General features: G+C 67.5%; 19 protein-coding genes. 17 read left to right on the top strand and 2 right to left on the bottom strand.

Going from position 1 to position 16731, the window contains the following annotated elements; genetic code table 11:
* Positions 1-2: 2 nt before the first annotated feature.
* Together KV106_RS32675 and KV106_RS32670 are read right to left on the bottom strand one after the other, a co-directional pair.
* The gene (locus KV106_RS32675) at positions 3-314 is read right to left on the bottom strand and encodes a YbeD family protein (RefSeq protein WP_261215533.1); all 312 of its coding nucleotides are present in this window, start codon (positions 312-314) and stop codon (positions 3-5) included.
* Entirely contained in the window at positions 311-1207 is an 897-nt protein-coding gene (locus tag KV106_RS32670) for a D-amino acid aminotransferase (protein ID WP_261215531.1), read from the bottom strand. The genes KV106_RS32675 and KV106_RS32670 overlap by 4 nt, the downstream gene beginning before the upstream one ends.
* 126 nt (positions 1208-1333) lie before the next feature.
* Here KV106_RS32670 and KV106_RS32665 point away from each other — a divergent pair, with 126 nt between their 5' ends.
* The 17 genes from KV106_RS32665 to KV106_RS32585 all read left to right on the top strand — a co-directional run bounded on the left by KV106_RS32665 (position 1334) and on the right by KV106_RS32585 (position 16720).
* The gene (locus tag KV106_RS32665; protein WP_057593984.1) at positions 1334-1807 is read left to right on the top strand and encodes an ATP synthase subunit I; all 474 of its coding nucleotides are present in this window, start codon (positions 1334-1336) and stop codon (positions 1805-1807) included.
* Between the two features lie 22 nt (positions 1808-1829).
* On the top strand, positions 1830-2726 hold the full coding sequence (atpB, locus tag KV106_RS32660) for a F0F1 ATP synthase subunit A (RefSeq protein ID WP_057593983.1): 897 nt from the start codon (positions 1830-1832) through the stop codon (positions 2724-2726).
* A gap of 61 nt (positions 2727-2787) precedes the next feature.
* Positions 2788-3051 carry a F0F1 ATP synthase subunit C gene (atpE, locus tag KV106_RS32655; protein WP_057593982.1) on the top strand — a complete coding sequence of 88 codons (264 nt, stop codon included), beginning with the start codon at positions 2788-2790 and terminating at the stop codon, positions 3049-3051.
* A gap of 34 nt (positions 3052-3085) precedes the next feature.
* A complete protein-coding gene (locus tag KV106_RS32650) occupies positions 3086-3556 on the top strand; it encodes a F0F1 ATP synthase subunit B (RefSeq protein ID WP_057593981.1) in 471 nt (156 codons plus the stop codon).
* A 7-nt stretch (positions 3557-3563) separates the two neighbouring features.
* On the top strand, positions 3564-4094 hold the full coding sequence (locus tag KV106_RS32645; protein WP_057593980.1) for a F0F1 ATP synthase subunit delta: 531 nt from the start codon (positions 3564-3566) through the stop codon (positions 4092-4094).
* Between the two features lie 50 nt (positions 4095-4144).
* Complete coding sequence (gene atpA / locus KV106_RS32640; protein WP_057593979.1) at positions 4145-5698, top strand: F0F1 ATP synthase subunit alpha; 1554 nt, start codon at positions 4145-4147, stop codon at positions 5696-5698.
* Positions 5699-5719: 21 nt separating this feature from the next.
* On the top strand, positions 5720-6595 hold the full coding sequence (atpG, locus tag KV106_RS32635) for a F0F1 ATP synthase subunit gamma (protein ID WP_057593978.1): 876 nt from the start codon (positions 5720-5722) through the stop codon (positions 6593-6595).
* Positions 6596-6683: 88 nt separating this feature from the next.
* Entirely contained in the window at positions 6684-7091 is a 408-nt protein-coding gene (locus KV106_RS32630) for a hypothetical protein (protein ID WP_057593977.1), read from the top strand.
* A 153-nt stretch (positions 7092-7244) separates the two neighbouring features.
* The gene (gene atpD, locus KV106_RS32625; protein WP_057593976.1) at positions 7245-8645 is read left to right on the top strand and encodes a F0F1 ATP synthase subunit beta; all 1401 of its coding nucleotides are present in this window, start codon (positions 7245-7247) and stop codon (positions 8643-8645) included.
* Positions 8646-8657: 12 nt separating this feature from the next.
* Positions 8658-9077 carry a F0F1 ATP synthase subunit epsilon gene (locus KV106_RS32620; RefSeq protein ID WP_057593975.1) on the top strand — a complete coding sequence of 140 codons (420 nt, stop codon included), beginning with the start codon at positions 8658-8660 and terminating at the stop codon, positions 9075-9077.
* A gap of 253 nt (positions 9078-9330) precedes the next feature.
* On the top strand, positions 9331-10500 hold the full coding sequence (locus tag KV106_RS32615; RefSeq protein WP_057593974.1) for an ROK family protein: 1170 nt from the start codon (positions 9331-9333) through the stop codon (positions 10498-10500).
* A complete protein-coding gene (locus KV106_RS32610) occupies positions 10497-12014 on the top strand; it encodes a sugar ABC transporter ATP-binding protein (RefSeq protein ID WP_261215519.1) in 1518 nt (505 codons plus the stop codon). Before KV106_RS32615 ends, KV106_RS32610 begins: the two co-directional genes overlap by 4 nt.
* Before the next feature lie 23 nt (positions 12015-12037).
* Positions 12038-13048, top strand: a complete 1011-nt coding sequence (locus KV106_RS32605) for an ABC transporter permease (RefSeq protein WP_057593972.1) — start codon at positions 12038-12040, stop codon at positions 13046-13048.
* 67 nt (positions 13049-13115) lie between these two features.
* The gene (locus KV106_RS32600; protein WP_057593971.1) at positions 13116-14078 is read left to right on the top strand and encodes a substrate-binding domain-containing protein; all 963 of its coding nucleotides are present in this window, start codon (positions 13116-13118) and stop codon (positions 14076-14078) included.
* An 84-nt stretch (positions 14079-14162) separates the two neighbouring features.
* The gene (locus tag KV106_RS32595) at positions 14163-15326 is read left to right on the top strand and encodes a Gfo/Idh/MocA family protein (RefSeq protein WP_261215516.1); all 1164 of its coding nucleotides are present in this window, start codon (positions 14163-14165) and stop codon (positions 15324-15326) included.
* A gap of 49 nt (positions 15327-15375) precedes the next feature.
* Positions 15376-16086 carry a phosphatase PAP2 family protein gene (locus KV106_RS32590; RefSeq protein WP_261215514.1) on the top strand — a complete coding sequence of 237 codons (711 nt, stop codon included), beginning with the start codon at positions 15376-15378 and terminating at the stop codon, positions 16084-16086.
* 88 nt (positions 16087-16174) lie between these two features.
* Complete coding sequence (locus KV106_RS32585) at positions 16175-16720, top strand: DUF3617 domain-containing protein (RefSeq protein WP_261215512.1); 546 nt, start codon at positions 16175-16177, stop codon at positions 16718-16720.
* The last annotated feature ends 11 nt before the right edge of the window (positions 16721-16731 follow it).

Here is a 16731-nt window from a genome sequence, read left to right as displayed (position 1 = left end):
GCTCAGAGCACGACCTTGACCATCGGGTGCGAGGACAGGGCGCGGTAGAGGTCGTCGAGCTGCTCGCGGCTGGTAGCGGTCACGGTGATCGTCACGCCGAGGTAGTTGCCGGCCTTGCTGTCGCGCAGCTCGACGGTGGTGGCGTCGAACGTCGGGTCGAAGCGCTCGGCGATCTGGGTGATCGCGTGCACGAAGCCGTCGACCTTCGCGCCCATCACCTTGATCGGGAACTGCGAGGGGTACTCGATCAGCGAATCCTTGCGCGGATCGGTGACGGCGTCGGTGGCGGGCGTGTCGGGACGGTCGGTGCTCATGCGGATACTCCTCGTGGCGGCTGCTGCGCCTGTGCGTTGCGTCGCTTGGCCTCCTGGTAGGCCGCGTACAAGCCCTGGTAGATGGGGCCGGGTCGGCCATTGCCAATGGGCCGGTCGTCGAGCTGCGTCACGGGCAGCACCTCCTTGGTGGCCGAGGAGATCATCAGCTCGTCGGCCGCGAACACCTCGTCGCGCGCGATGCGCCGCAGCACGAACGGGATGCCGCGCTCGGCGCACAGGCGCTCGAGCAGGCCGTAGCGGATGCCGGTCAGCACGAGGTTGTCGCGCGGCGGGCCGTACACGGTGCCGTCCTTGACCACCCAGACGTTGCTCGAGGCCGCTTCGCTGAGCCATTCGTCGCGGAACATCACGGTCTCGGTCGCGCCCGCGTCGACGCCGATCTGGCGCGCGATCACCGCGCCCAGCAGGCTGGTGCTCTTGATGTGCGCCTTGGCCCAGCGGAACTCGTCGGCCGTCACGCATTTCACTCCGTTGGTGCGCGCCGCCTCATTCGGCAGGCTGAGCCGGTTGACCATCGCGAAGACGGTGGGCGCGATGCCCTGGACCATGGCGTGGTCGCGCGGCGCGACCCCGCGCGTGACCTGGATGTAGACTGAAACGGTCGCCTCTTCCGTGGCCGAGTCCACGAGCCGCTGCGCCAGGGCGCGCCAGCCCTCGCGGTCGTGCGGGTTCGGGATGCGCACCTCGGCGAGCGAACGCTCGAGCCGGGCCAGGTGCTCGTCGAGGCAGAACAGGTGGCCGTCGTAGGCCGGGATCACTTCGTAGATGCCGTCGCCGAAGATGAAGCCGCGATCGAGGACGCTGATCTTCGCGTCGCGCAGCGGGAGGTATTCGCCATCGAGGTGGCACAGGGTGGCGGGCAGGGCTTGCATGGCGCAAATTATGAGCGCCGTCCCCAATGTGTCGCTTGTGCGCCCAAGATGTCCGGATCGGGGCGGGTTTGTCCTTATAATCAGAGGCTTTGTAGAATTCTCGGCTGGCGAGGGGTCGCATTCCAAATGACAACCAGAACCCCGGAAGCCCACGTGGAGGCCGAAGAAGATGATTTCAAGCCGCTGACGCCCGAAGAGGCACGGCGGTTGCGCGAGAAAAATCCCGGACTGTCGCCCTGGTGGGTGATCGGGGCCCAGGTGGCCTTGGGATTGATCGTGGCGGGGGTGGCATGGATGTGGACTGGACGGCCTTCGGCTGCCGTGTCGGCGCTCTACGGGGCGATCGCGGTGGCTGTTCCGGCGGCACTGTTCGTTCGAGGCGTACGGCGCGGAACGGGTGCAGTGTCACAGTCGGCTGCCATGCTGAGGTTTTTTGTGTGGGAGTCGATCAAGATCGTGCTGACCGTGGCCATGCTGGTCGCGGCGCCCTGGCTGATCGGCGGGCTGAACTGGCTGGCGCTGGTCGCCGGCGTGATCGCCGCCCTGAAGACGTACTGGATCGCGCTCATGGTGCGGCCCAGGTTGTTGAACCGGATTTGATGTTTAAGAAGAGACGCTGAAGATGGCCGCCGAAGGACACGCACCGACTGCGAGTGAGTACATCGTTCACCACCTCCAGCATTGGCAGGTCGACTGGAATCTCAATCCCGTGGTGCAGAAGTCGATCGTCGACTTCAACATCATCAACCTCGACTCGATCCTGTATGCGCTGGTCATCGGCGCGCTGGGCTGCTTCGTGCTGTGGCTCGCCGCGCGCAAGGCCACGCCGGGCGTGCCGGGTCGCTTCCAGGCCGCGGTCGAGATCCTGGTCGAGATGGTGGACAACCAGGCCAAGGCCAACATCCACAACGCCAAGAGCCGCAAGTTCATCGCGCCGCTCGCGCTCACGGTGTTCGTCTGGATCTTCCTGCTCAACGCCATGGACATGCTGCCGGTGGATCTGCTGCCGGCCATCTGGGCGAAGCTGCACGAAGTCGCCGGCCACGATCCGCACCATGCGTACATGCGCGTCGTGCCCACGGCCGACCTGTCCACCACGCTGGGCCTGTCGACCTCCGTGCTGCTGCTGTGCCTGATCTACAGCGTCAAGATCAAGGGCGCCGGCGGCTGGGCGCACGAACTGGTGACCGCGCCGTTCGGCACCAGCAAGAACCCCGCGTTTGCCGTGATCCTCGGCATCATCAACCTGCTCATGCAGATCATCGAGTACGTGGCCAAGACCGTGTCGCATGGCATGCGGCTGTTCGGCAACATGTACGCGGGCGAACTCGTTTTCATGCTGATCGCGCTCATGGGTGGTGCGATGGCTGCGTCGTTCTCGGGAGTGCTGTTGCCAGTGGGCCACGTCATTGCCGGTACTGTCTGGGCGATCTTCCACATTCTGGTGATCACGCTCCAGGCATTCATTTTCATGATGCTGACGCTCATTTATCTGGGCCAGGCTCATGAGGCCCACTGAGGCTCGGTTCCCTTTCGTTCTTTTTCTTTTGCATTCATCCAGTTAAATCTAAGGAGTCATCATGGAAGCATCCAACGTTCTCGGTCTCGTTGCCCTCGCCTGTGGTCTGATCGTCGGTCTCGGCGCTATCGGTGCATCGATCGGTATCGCCCTGATGGGTGGCAAGTTCCTGGAATCGTCGGCCCGTCAGCCCGAGCTGATGAACGACCTGCAGACCAAGATGTTCATCTTGGCCGGTCTGATCGACGCGGCCTTCCTGATCGGCGTGGCCATCGCCCTGCTGTTCGCGTTCGCCAACCCCTTCCTGTCCGCCCTGCCGAAGTAATCCGGTTTCAACGCCACTCTAGAAAGGTGTTGCCGTGAGTATCAACGCGACCCTGTTCGTTCAGGCCATCGTCTTCCTGTTGCTCGTGCTGTTCACGATGAGATTCGTGTGGCCGCCGATCGCGAAGGCTTTGGATGACCGGGCACAAAAGATCGCCGCGGGCCTGGCGGCCGCCGACAAGGCCAAGGCCGAACTGCAGTCCGCCAACCAGCGCGTCGAACAGGAACTGTCGGCGTCTCGCACCGAGACCGCCAGCCGTCTTGCCGACGCCGAGCGCCGCGCCCAGCAGATCATCGAAGAAGCCAAGGGCCGTGCGAACGAAGAGGCCAGCAAGATCGTCGCGGCTGCCCGCGACGAGGCCGAGCAGCAGACCGTGCGCGCCCGCGAAGCCCTGCGCGAGCAGGTCGCCGCGCTGGCCGTCAAGGGTGCCGAGCAGATCCTCCGCAAGGAAGTCGATGCCGGCGTCCATGCCGACCTGCTCCAGCGCCTGAAGACCGAGCTCTGAGGACGACATGGCCGAACTCGCGACCATTGCCCGTCCCTACGCTGAAGCGCTGTTCCAGGCCAGTGCCGGCAACCTCGACGCCACCGCCGGCTGGATCGACCAGCTGGCCGCCGTCGTCGGGAACCCGCAGCTGATGCAGTTCGCGGCCAATCCCAAGGTCGCGCCCGAGCAGGTCGTCGGCCTGGTCGCCGGCCTGTTGTCCCAGCCGCTGCCGGATCTCGGCACGAACTTCCTTCGCACCGTCCTCGACAACGGCCGCCTCGCGGCCGTTCCCGAGGTGGCGGTCCAGTTCCGTGCCCTCAAGAACGCCAGCAGCGGTTCGTCCGATGCGGTGATCTACAGCGCCTTCCCGATCGAAGGCGCCGCGCTGCAGGACATCGAGGCGGCGCTCGTGCGCCGCTTCGGTCGCAAGCTCAAGACGAGCGTCGCGATCGATCCCGAGCTGATCGGCGGCATCCGTGCCGTGGTCGGCGACGAGGTGCTCGACATGTCCGTCAAGGCCCGGCTCGAACAAATGAAAGCAGCGCTCACCGCCTGAGGCGGTCTGTCGCCGCGGTAAGCCCTATTTATTGAAAGAAGGAAAGAGTCATGCAACTCAATCCCGCAGAAATTTCCGAGCTGATCAAGAGCCGCATCGAAGGGCTTGGCGTCAGCGCAGACATCCGTAACCAGGGCACCGTGGTGTCGGTGACCGACGGCATCGTGCGCGTGCACGGCCTGTCGGACGCGATGCAGGGCGAAATGCTCGAGTTCCCGCCCACGGCCGACGGCGTCCCGTCGTACGGCCTGGCGCTGAACCTCGAGCGCGATTCCGTCGGCGCCGTGATTCTGGGCGAGTACGAGCACATCTCGGAAGGCGACACCGTCAAGTGCACGGGCCGCATCCTGGAAGTGCCGGTGGGCCCCGAGCTCATCGGCCGCGTGGTCAACGCGCTGGGCCAGCCGATCGACGGCAAGGGTCCGATCAACGCGAAGATGACCGACGTGATCGAGAAGGTCGCGCCGGGCGTGATCGCACGGAAGTCCGTCGACCAGCCGATGCAGACCGGCCTCAAGTCGATCGACTCGATGGTGCCCGTCGGCCGTGGCCAGCGCGAGCTGATCATCGGCGACCGCCAGACCGGCAAGACCGCCGTGGCGATCGACGCGATCATCAACCAGAAGGGTCAGAACATGACCTGCGTCTACGTCGCGATCGGCCAGAAGGCTTCGTCGATCAAGAACGTGGTGCGCGCTCTCGAACAAGCCGGCGCGATGGACTACACCATCGTGGTGGCCGCATCGGCGTCGGAATCGGCCGCCATGCAGTACGTGTCGGCCTACTCGGGCTGCACGATGGGCGAATACTTCCGCGACCGCGGCCAGGACGCCCTGATCGTCTATGACGACCTGTCGAAGCAGGCCGTGGCCTACCGCCAGGTGTCGCTGCTGCTGCGCCGCCCGCCGGGCCGCGAAGCCTACCCCGGCGACGTGTTCTATCTCCACAGCCGCCTGCTCGAGCGCGCGGCCCGCGTGAACGCCGACTACGTCGAAGCCTTCACCAAGGGCGAAGTCAAGGGCAAGACCGGTTCGCTGACCGCGCTGCCGATCATCGAAACGCAGGCCGGCGACGTGTCCGCCTTCGTGCCGACCAACGTGATCTCGATCACCGACGGCCAGATCTTCCTGGAGACCAACCTGTTCAACGCCGGTATCCGTCCCGCCATCAACGCCGGTATCTCGGTGTCGCGCGTGGGTTCGTCGGCACAGACCAAGGCGATCAAGGGCCTGTCGGGCGGTATCCGTACCGACCTCGCGCAGTACCGTGAACTGGCTGCGTTCGCGCAGTTCGCTTCCGACCTCGACGAAGCCACCCGCAAGCAGCTCGACCGCGGTGCCCGCGTGACCGAACTGCTGAAGCAGGCCCAGTACAGCCCGCTGTCCATCTCGCTGATGAGCGCGTCGCTGTTCGCGGTCAACAAGGGCTTCATGGACGATCTCGACGTCAAGAAGGTCCTGGCCTTCGAGCACGGCCTGCACCAGTTCCTCAAGACCAGCCACGCGGCCCTGCTCGACAAGGTCGAACAGGCCAAGGCGATCGACAAGGACTCGGAAGCCGAACTGCACGCGGCGATCACCTCGTTCAAGAAGTCGTTCGCCTGATCGACCCCCAAAGGAATCCTCATGGCAGCTGGTAAGGAAATCCGCGGCAAGATCAAATCGGTGGAGAACACCAAGAAGATCACCAAGGCCATGGAAATGGTGGCCGCGTCGAAGATGCGCAAGGCGCAGGAACGCATGCGCGCCGCCCGCCCCTACAGCGAGAAGATCCGCAACATCGCGGCCAACCTCGGCCAGGCGAATCCGGAGTACACGCACGCGTTCATGAAGGAGAACGAGGCCAAGGCCGCGGGCTTCATCGTCGTCACGACCGACAAGGGTCTGTGCGGCGGCATGAACACCAACGTGCTGCGCGCCGTCACCGCCAAGCTGCGCGAGCAGCAGTCGGCCGGCAACGCGGTCGAGGCGGTCGCCATCGGCAACAAGGGCCTGGGCTTCCTCAACCGGATCGGCGCACGCGTGGTGTCGCATGTCACCCAGCTGGGAGACACGCCGCACCTCGACAAGCTGATCGGCCCGGTCAAGGTCCTGCTCGACGCGTACGCCGAGGGCAAGCTGAGCGCCGTGTACCTGTGCTACACGAAGTTCATCAACACGATGCGCCAGGAATCGGTGGTCGAGCAGCTGCTGCCGCTCGCTTCCGAGACGCTGCAGGTCGAGAGCGGCCAGCACGCCTGGGACTACATCTACGAGCCCGATGCGCAGAGCGTCATCGACGAGCTGCTGGTGCGCTACGTTGAGTCGCTGGTCTACCAGGCCGTGGCCGAGAACATGGCGTCCGAGCAATCGGCGCGCATGGTCGCGATGAAGGCCGCCACCGACAACGCGGGCAACGTGATCAGCGAGCTGAAGCTGGTCTACAACAAGACCCGCCAGGCCGGCATCACGAAGGAGCTTTCGGAAATCGTGTCGGGCGCGGCCGCGGCGGCGGGCGTCTGATCGAGGCAATGCACAGGGCCACATTGCCCACGGGTTCGCACGCGGACCGGTGACAACGGCCCAGCTCATAAGAAGGGGACCCGACTCAATGAAGAAACTTCTCGCCCTGGTAGCCGTGGCTGCCGCTCTGACCGCCTGTTCCAAGAAGGAAGAGGCACCGGCACCCGCGCCCGCTCCGGCGGCCGCACCGGCTCCGGCGCCTGCTCCCGCTGCATCGGCTCCCGCCGCGGCACCGGCAGCGCCCGCTTCGGCACCGGCCGCAGCAGCACCGACGGCTTCGGCCGCCGACCTGCCGCAAGAGTGCAACGACTACCTGACGAAGGTCAGCGCCTGCGTCGCCTCGCAAAGCGGTGCCGCCGCCGACGCAATGAAGGCCAGCCTCGACCAGACCAAGGCAACCTGGGCTTCGATGGGCGCCGACAAGGCCGCCCTGGGCCAGGCCTGCAAGGCTGCGTCGGACGCTTTCGCCGCGCAAGCCACGGCGATGAAGTGCTGAGCACGGCGAGCGCAGAGATCCGAACGCATCGTCATTGACCTCGAGGATGCCGGCCCGGCCGGCATTCTTGCAAAAGCGGCCCGCATTGGCACCAGGACGCTTCTGCAAGAACCTGTCGCAAATTTATTGAGAATCCATCCAGAAGGAAACGCCATGGCTGAAGGAAAAATTGTCCAATGTATCGGCGCCGTGGTCGACGTGGAGTTCCCGCGTGACCAGATGCCCAAGGTGTACGACGCCTTGAAGTTCGAAGGCAGCGCGCTGACCCTCGAAGTGCAACAACAGCTCGGTGATGGCGTGGTGCGCACGATTGCGCTGGGCTCGTCGGACGGCCTGCGCCGCGGCCTCGTCGTGACCAACACCGGCGCACCCATCACGGTGCCGGTCGGCAAGGCCACCCTCGGCCGCATCATGGACGTGCTGGGCGCGCCCATCGACGAGCGCGGTCCCGTCAGCCAGGAGCTGACCGCCCCCATCCACCGCAAGGCCCCCGCGTACGACGAACTGTCGCCCTCGCAGGACCTGCTGGAAACCGGCATCAAGGTGATCGACCTGGTGTGCCCGTTCGCCAAGGGCGGCAAGGTGGGCCTGTTCGGCGGCGCCGGCGTGGGCAAGACCGTGAACATGATGGAACTCATCAACAACATCGCGAAGGCCCACTCGGGTCTGTCGGTGTTCGCCGGCGTGGGTGAACGTACCCGCGAAGGCAACGACTTCTATCATGAAATGTCGGACGCCAAGGTGGTGGACCTCGACGACCTGCCGAACTCGAAGGTGTCGATGGTCTACGGCCAGATGAACGAACCCCCGGGCAACCGTCTGCGCGTGGCGCTGACCGGCCTGACCATCGCCGAGTCGTTCCGCGACGAAGGCCGCGACGTTCTGTTCTTCGTCGACAACATCTACCGCTACACGCTGGCCGGTACCGAAGTGTCGGCACTGCTGGGCCGCATGCCTTCCGCCGTGGGCTACCAGCCGACGCTGGCCGAGGAAATGGGCCGCCTGCAAGAGCGGATCACCTCGACCAAGGTCGGTTCGATCACCTCGATCCAGGCCGTGTACGTTCCCGCTGACGACTTGACCGACCCGTCGCCCGCCACCACCTTCGCCCACCTGGACTCGACCGTGGTGCTGTCGCGCGACATCGCTTCGCTCGGTATCTACCCCGCCGTGGATCCGCTGGACTCGACCTCGCGCCAGCTCGACCCGAACGTGGTCGGCGAAGAGCACTACAACGTGGCCCGTGCCGTGCAAGGCACGCTGCAGCGCTACAAGGAACTGCGCGACATCATCGCCATTCTGGGCATGGACGAACTGGCGCCCGACGACAAGCTCGCCGTGGCCCGCGCCCGCAAGATCCAGCGTTTCCTGTCGCAGCCCTTCCACGTGGCCGAAGTGTTCACGGGCTCGCCCGGCAAGTACGTGCCGCTGTCGGAAACCATCCGCGGCTTCAAGATGATCGTGAACGGCGAAGCCGACCACCTGCCGGAACAGGCGTTCTACATGGTGGGCAGCATCGACGAAGCGTTCGAGAAGGCCAAGAAGGTCGCTTAAGAAGGAATCACCATGGCAGGCACCATTCATGTGGACGTGGTCAGCGCGGAAGAGTCGATCTTCTCGGGCGAAGCCAGGTTCGTCGCGCTGCCCGGTGAAGCCGGTGAGCTCGGCATCTATCCGCGCCACACCCCGCTGATCACGCGCATCCGCCCCGGCGCCGTGCGCATCGAAACGGCCGACGGCAACGAGGAGTTCGTCTTCGTCGCCGGCGGCATCCTCGAAGTGCAGCCGAACGCCGTGACCGTGCTGTCGGACACCGCGATCCGCGGCAAGGACCTCGACGACGAGAAGGCCAACCAGGCCAAGGCCGCCGCCGAGGAAGCGCTGAAGAACGCCAAGAGCGACATCGACATCGCGATGGCGCAATCGGAACTGGCCGTGATGGCCGCGCAGATCGCAGCGCTGCGCAAGTACCGCCAGAAGAAGTAAGCCCGCGCGCTTGCTCCTCGCAAAAGCCGCCCCTCGAGGCGGCTTTTTTTTCGTCCCGGCCCGGGGCGGAGCGGGCCCGTCAAGATCGAATCGAGTCATCTTCGATCCGAATATGGTCGAAGTTCAGCCTTGCCCGGCTGAAGCCGGCCTCCTAGTATTCGCCTTCGCCCGCCGGCCTCGATGCCGCCGGGTCCCGACAAAGAACCGGAGACAAGCGCGCGTGGCACCCTGGAGCGGCATCACTGCGGACGAAATGCGTTTGCTGGAGACCACCTTCTGGTCGGCCGGCGGTTCGCGCCATGCCATGGCCGAGGAGCTCGGCTTCTCCAAGAGCAAGGCCAATGCGCTCATCGCCGGGCTGCTCGAGCAGGGCCTGCTGGCCGAAGCCGGCCTGCAGCGCTCCTCGGGCGGACGCCGCCCCGAAAACCTCCAGCTCCATGCCGACCTCGGCGTGCTCGTGGGCGTCGACATCGGCGCCACCAGCCTCGGCGTCGCCGTGCTGCAGCCCGACCTCACGGTGCTCGCGCAGCACGAGGAAGCGGCCGACGTGCGCGACGGCCCCGCGGTCGTGCTGGCGCGCGTGCGTGCGCTGATGCGCGAGCTGCTGGGCCGCTGCGGCCGCACGGCGCGCGACGTGTTCGGCATCGGCATCGGCGTGCCCGGACCGGTCAACTTCGAGATCGGCCAGCTCGTCAATCCGCCGCTGATGCCGGCCTGGGACAGCTTCTCGATCCGCGACTACCTGCGCGAGGACTATGCCGCGCCGGTGTTCGTCGACAACGACGTCAACCTGATGGCGCTCGGCGAGCTCTGGCGCCTCAAGCGCTCGCTCTCCAACTTCCTCGTCATCAAGATCGGTACCGGCATCGGCTGCGGCATCGTCTGCCACGGCGAGGTCTATCGCGGCGCCGCCGGTTCGGCCGGAGACGTGGGCCACATCTGCGTCGACCAGGAAGGGCCGCGCTGCCATTGCGGCAACCTGGGCTGCGTCGAGGCGATGGCGGCCGGTCCCGCGATCACGCGCATGGCGGTGCAGGCGGCCGAGGCCGGCGAGAGCGCCGTGCTGGCCGAGGTGCTGCGCAGCCAGGGCCGCATCGAGGCCCTCGACGTGGGCCAGGCCAGCCGCGCCGGCGATCCCGCGGCCAACGCCATCGTGCAGCGCGCGGGCAACCTCATCGGCCAGATGCTGGCTTCGGTCGTCAACTTCTTCAATCCGTCGCATGTGTTCATCGGCGGCGGCATCACGCGCATCGGCCCGCTGTTCCTCGCGGCCGTGCGGCAAAGCGTCTACCAGCGCTCGCTCGCGCTGTCGACGCGCCACCTCGAGATCCAGTACACGCCGCTGGCCGCGCAGGGCGGCCTGATCGGCGCCGGCGTGCTCGCGATGCAGCAGAGCCTCAAGGCGAGGGGGATCGCGCCATGAGCGAAGCGCAGAACAAGACCAGCGTGGCCGTCGAATTCGACGACGTGCGGAAATCCTTCGGCCCGGTGCAGGTGCTGCACGGCGTGAGCTTCGCGCTCGCGCCCGGCAAGGTCTACGGCCTGCTCGGCGAGAACGGCGCGGGCAAGTCCACGCTGATGAAGATTCTCTCGGGCTACGAGGGCCTCACGGGCGGCACGCTGCGCATCAACGGCCAGCCGCAGCAGTTCGCCGGCTCGCGCGATGCCGAGGCGCTGGGCATCGTGCTGATCCACCAGGAGTTCAACCTCGCCGAGGACCTGAGCATCGCGCAGAACATCTTCCTCGGCCACGAGAAGAAGAAGGGCCTGTTCCTCGACGACGCCGCGATGGAGCGCGAGGCCGCCGCCGCGCTGGCCGCAGTGGGGCTGCAGGCCGACCCGCGCACCAAGGTGCGCCGGCTCATCGTGGCCGAGAAGCAGCTGGTGGAGATCGCCAAGGCCATCGCGCGCCGCGCGCGCCTCCTGGTGATGGACGAGCCCACCGCCACGCTCACGCCCGGCGAGACCGAGCGCCTGTTCAAGCTGATCGCGCAGCTGCGCGCCGACGGCGTGACCATCGTCTACATCTCGCACAAGCTCGACGAGGTCGAGCGCGTGACCGACGAGGTGATCGTGATGCGCGACGGCCGCTTCGTCGCGCGTTCGCCCACGGCCGAGGTCACGCGCCAGCAGATGGCCAACCTGATGGTGGGCCGCGAGCTGGCCGACCTCTATCCGCCGCGCGACCCGGTGTCGGCCGCGCAGGCGCCCGCGATGCGCGTGCAGGGCTTCAGCGTGCCCGGCTGGGCACGGGACGCGAGCTTCGAGGTGCGCCCCGGCGAGATCCTCGGCTTCGCGGGCCTGGTCGGCGCCGGTCGCACCGAGCTGTTCGAAGGCCTGCTGGGCCTGCGGCCCGCGGCCGGCAGCGTCGAGATGCTCGGGCGCGCGGTGCCCGGCGGCAAGGGCTGGCGCAGCCCGCGCGATGCCGCGAAGCACGGCCTCACCTACCTGAGCGAGGACCGCAAGGGCAAGGGCCTGCACGTGCACTTCGGCCTGCGCCAGAACCTCACGCTGATGGCGCTCGAGCGCTACGCCACGCCCTGGCTCAAGCCCGAGGCCGAGCGCGGCGCGCTGGCCGAGGCGGTCAAGGACTACGGCATCCGCGCCGGCTCGCTCGAGGTCAAGGCCTCGTCGCTGTCGGGCGGCAACCAGCAGAAGCTCGCGCTCGCCAAGGTGCTGCAGCCGCGCCCGCGCGTGGTGGTGCTCGACGAGCCCACGCGCGGCGTCGACGTGGGCGCCAAGCGCGACATCTACTTCCTGGTCCAGCGCCTGGCGCGCGAGGGCTTGGCCGTGATCGTCATCTCGTCCGAGCTCATGGAGCTGATCGGCCTGTGCCACCGCGTCGCGGTGATGCGCGCGGGCCGGCTGGTCGCCACGCTCGACGCCGACCACCTGAGCGAAGAAGCGCTCATCGCCCACGCCACCGGCGCGCACTGAGCCACGACCCACACCCGGCCCCCATGAACAACAGCCCCGAACCCACCGCCGACACCCACCGCGCCCAGCCCAAGGCGCGCTGGACCGAGCACCTGCACGGCCTCGGCCCCGTCATCGGCCTGGTGCTGCTGTGCATCGCCGGCACCCTGCTCAACGGCGACTTCGCCACCGTCGACAACGCGATGAACGTGCTCACGCGCACCGCCTTCATCGGCATCATCGCGGTCGGCATGTGCTTCGTGATCATCTCGGGCGGCATCGACCTGTCGGTGGGCTCGATGGCCGCGCTGATCGCGGGCAGCGTGATCATGTTCATCAACTGGGCCGGCCCGGCCACCGGCTCGCCGCTGATGGCGGTGATGCTCGGCGCCGTGCTCGCGGTGGTGCTGGGCGCGCTGTTCGGCCTCGCGCACGGCCTGCTCATCACCAAGGGCCGCATCGAGCCCTTCATCGTCACGCTGGGCACGCTCGGCATCTTCCGCGCCTACCTCACCTACTTCGCCGACGGCGGCGCGCTCACGCTCGACAACGAGCTGTCGGACCTCTACGCGCCGGTCTACTACGCGAGCCTCGCGGGCATCCCGGTGCCGGTGTGGGTGTTCGTCATCGTCGCCATCGTCGGCGGCGTGATCCTCAACCGCACCGCCTACGGCCGCTACGTGCAGGCCATCGGCTCCAACGAACAGGTGGCACGCTACGCCGCGGTCGACGTCGACCGCGTGAAGATCCTGACCTACGTGCTGCTCGGCGTCTGCGTGGGCATCGCCACGCTGCTGTACGTGCCGCGCCTGGGCTCGGCCTCGCCGACCACGGGCCTCTTGTGGGAGCTCGAGGCGATCGCCGCGGTGATCGTCGGCGGCACCGCGCTCAAGGGCGGCGCGGGCAGCATCACCGGCACCGTGGTGGGCGCGATCCTGCTCTCGGTCATCAGCAACATCCTGAACCTCACCAGCATCATCAGCGTGTACCTGAATGCCGCGGTGCAGGGCTTCGTGATCATCATCGTGGCCTTCCTCCAGCGAGGAAAGCGATGACGCCGTTGGGCGTGGCCACACCTGGTTCCTTCCCGTTCCGTTCCATCCACCAAGAGGAGACATCAGCATGACCCGTTTCACCCGACGCATCGCGCTCACGGCCGTGGCCGCCGCGGCATTCGCCAGCCTGCCCGCGCTCGCCGCGGACAAGGTCAACCTCGGCGTTTCGATCCCCGCCGCCACCCACAGCTTCATGGGCGGCATCAACTACTGGGCCAACCAGGCGAAGAAGGATCTCGAGAAGGAACACAAGGACCTGAAGATCACGATCAAGACCGCCGCCAACGCGCCCGAGCAGGCCAACCAGCTGCAGGACCTGTCGACGGTCACCAAGATCAACGCGCTGGTCGTGTTCCCGTTCGAATCGGCCGCGCTGACCAAGCCGGTCGCGCAGGTCAAGGCCAAGGGCGCCTACGTCACCGTGGTCGACCGCGGCCTGACCGACACCAGCGCGCAGGACGCCTACGTGGCCGGCGACAACACCGCCTTCGGCCGCATCCCGGCCGAGTACATCGTCAAGCAGCTCGGCGGCAAGGGCAACGTGGTGGCATTGCGCGGCATCGCGACCACGCTCGACAACGAGCGCATGGACGCCTTCAACGCGGTGCTCAAGAACAGCCCCGACGTGAAGCTGCTCGACGCCAAGTACGCCAACTGGAACCGCGACGACGCCTTCAAGGTCACGCAGGACTACCTCACGCGCTTCAAGCAGATCGACGCCATCTGGGCCGCCGACGACGACATGGCCGTGGGCGTGCTCAAGGCGATCGAACAAGCCAAGCGCGACGACATCAGAATCGTGTTCGGCGGCGCCGGCGCCAAGGGCATGGTCAAGACCATCATGGACGGCAAGGACAAGCGCATCACGGCCGACGTGAGCTACTCGCCCAAGTTCATCTACGACGCCATCAAGCTCACGGCCGAGGCGCGCCTGAAGGGCGAGAAGCTGCCCGCGACCACGATCATCCCGTCGGTGCTGATCACCAAGGACAACGCCAAGGACTTCTACCACCCGAACTCGCCGTTCTGAACGGGATCGGCCGGCCGGCCGATCGCTTCGCTCCCTCTCCCCGCGGGGAGGGGGAACCCCGTCTCTGGAACCTCAAGGAGTTGGATGACCGACACCCCCCATCGCAAGCTGCGCTACGCCATGGTCGGCGGCGGCCGCGATGCCTTCATCGGCGGCGTGCACCGCAAGGCGATCGCGCTCGACGGCCAGATCGAACTCGTGGCCGGCGCGCTGTCCTCCGATCCCGCCAAGGCGCGCGCCTCGGGCGCCGACCTCGGCCTGGCCGACGCGCGCAACCATGGCGACTGGCAGGCCCTGCTGGCCGATGAACTGAAGCGGCCCGCCGGCGAGCGCATCGACTTCGTCTCGATCGTCACGCCCAACCACGTGCACTACCCGGTGGCGCGGGCCTTCGTCGAGGCCGGCTTCCACGTGGTGTGCGACAAGCCGCTGGTCCACACGCGCGAGCAGGCCGATGCACTGGTCGCCAGCGTGGCGGCACAGGGCACGATCTTCGGCGTCACCTACAACTACACCGGCTACCCCATGGTGCGGCAGGCCCGCGCGATGATCCGCGCGGGCGAGCTCGGCACGCTGCGCAAGGTGGTCGTGGAATACAACCAGGGCTGGCTCGCGAGCCAGCTCGAGGGCACCGGCAACAAGCAGGCCGACTGGCGCACCGACCCCGCGCGCAGCGGCGCGGCCGGCGCCATCGGCGACATCGGCTCGCATGCGGAGAACCTCGTCGCCACGCTGACCGGCCTCGAGATCGAGAGCCTGTGCGCCGACCTCACGGCGCACGTGGCCGGCCGCCAGCTCGACGACGACGGCAGCCTGTTGCTGCGCTACCAGGGCGGCGCGCGCGGCGTGCTCATCGCCTCGCAGATCAGCACCGGCCTCGAGAACGACCTGCGCGTGCGCATCGCGGGCACCCTGGGCACGCTCGAGTGGCACCAGGAACAGCCGAGCCGGCTGCTGCACCTGCCGCACGACGGGCCGCTGCGCGTGCTCACGCGCGGCGCCCCCTGGCTGCACGAGTCGGCGCGCCGCGCGAGCCGCCTGCCCGCGGGCCATCCCGAGGGCTTCATCGAGGCCTTCGCCAACGTCTATGCGGGCGTCGCCGCCGACATCCGCGCGCGCCTCGAAGGCCGGCGCGCCGATCCGCTGGACGCCGACTATCCGCGCGTGGAGGATGGGGCGCGCGGCGTGCGCTTCGTCGAGCGCACGGTGGCCTCGGCGCGAAGCGATTTAAAGTGGACGCCCTGGTGATGCCGCGGCCCCGCACCCGCGGGGCCCGCGCGCATCGCCTCCGGCGCCCATGACCTCCTTCCCCGACTCCAAGCCCTTAGCAACGCCAACGCCCTGGGCCCGCGCCCTGGGCCGCCGCGCGCTCGCGCAGTGGCCGCTCAAGCTGATCGGCAACACCCTCGCCACCATCGGCTTCTTCCCGCTGTACTTCTGGGTCATGCGGCATTCGGGCGAGGCCTGGGTGCTGCCGCTCACGCCGATCGACCGGCTCGTCGCCTTCTGGCCCGCGCTGCTGCCGGTGTACCTGTCGCTGTGGCTCTACATCGCGCTGCCGGTGCTGTTCTCGCGCGACCGGCGCGAACTCACGGCGTTCTCGCTGGCCTGCGCGCTGATGACGACCATCGCGCTCGTCGTGTTCTGGTGCCTGCCGACCGCGATCCCCAACTTCACCATCGACACCAGTCCCGGCACCACGCTGCACTTCCTCAAGACCAAGGACTCGGCGGGCAATGCCTTTCCCTCGCTGCATGTCTCGTTCTCGGTGTTCGCCTGCGTGGTGCTCGCGCGCCAGCTGCGCAGCGTGGGCGCGCCCGCCTGGCTGCGCGGCCTCAACATCGCGTGGGCCGCGGGCATCGTCTACTCGACCATGGCGGTGCGCCAGCACGTGCTGATCGACGTGGGCGGCGGCTTCGTGCTGGGCGTGGTGTTCGGGCTGGCCACGCGCGTGCGCGCGGCGGCGAGCGGCACGAGCGGCATCGCCGGGGCCGGCCGCGCGGCGTAGACCGATCGCGGTATTCCGCGCCGCGGGGGCGCCCTGTACAAACCGGGGCATCGTCGAGCCTTCGACACGCCGCGCCCGGAGCCGCCCCATGAAGACCCTTCCCCTCGTCCTGGCCTTCCTCGCCGCCTGCGCCGCGGTGCTGCCCTGCACCGTGCTCGCCGGACCCGCGGTGGCGATCGACTATCCCGCGCGCAAGCCCGGCCTGTGGGAGATGCGCAGCGACGACGGCAGCGGCGCGAAGGAGGGCAGCCACACCATGCAGCAGTGCATCGACGCGGCCACCGACAAGGCCCTGCGCGAGATGGGCCAGGGCATGGGCCGCAGCCTGTGCTCGAAGCAGGACCTGCGCGCCGAGGGCGGCAAGCTGGTGATCGACTCGGTCTGCAAGATCGGCAGCACCACCGCCACCTCGCGCGCCGTGATGAGCGGCGACTTCGGCTCGGCCTACCGCGTGGAAAGCAGGTCGACCTACAGCCCGCCGCTGATGGGCCGCAGCGAAGGCATGGCCGTCGTCGAGGCGAAGTGGGTCGGCCCTTGCAAGGCCGGCCAGAAGCCCGGCGACATGGTGATGGCCAACGGCATGAAGATGAACGTGCTCGAGATGACGGCCGCGCGCCGCGGCAAGCAACCCTGAGCACCCGGGAC

The sequence above is a fragment of the Variovorax endophyticus genome (assembly GCF_025376855.1).
GTDB lineage: Bacteria > Pseudomonadota > Gammaproteobacteria > Burkholderiales > Burkholderiaceae_C > Variovorax.
The sequence above is the reverse complement of the archived record's forward strand: the minus strand, read 5'-3'. Positions and strand labels throughout refer to the sequence as shown.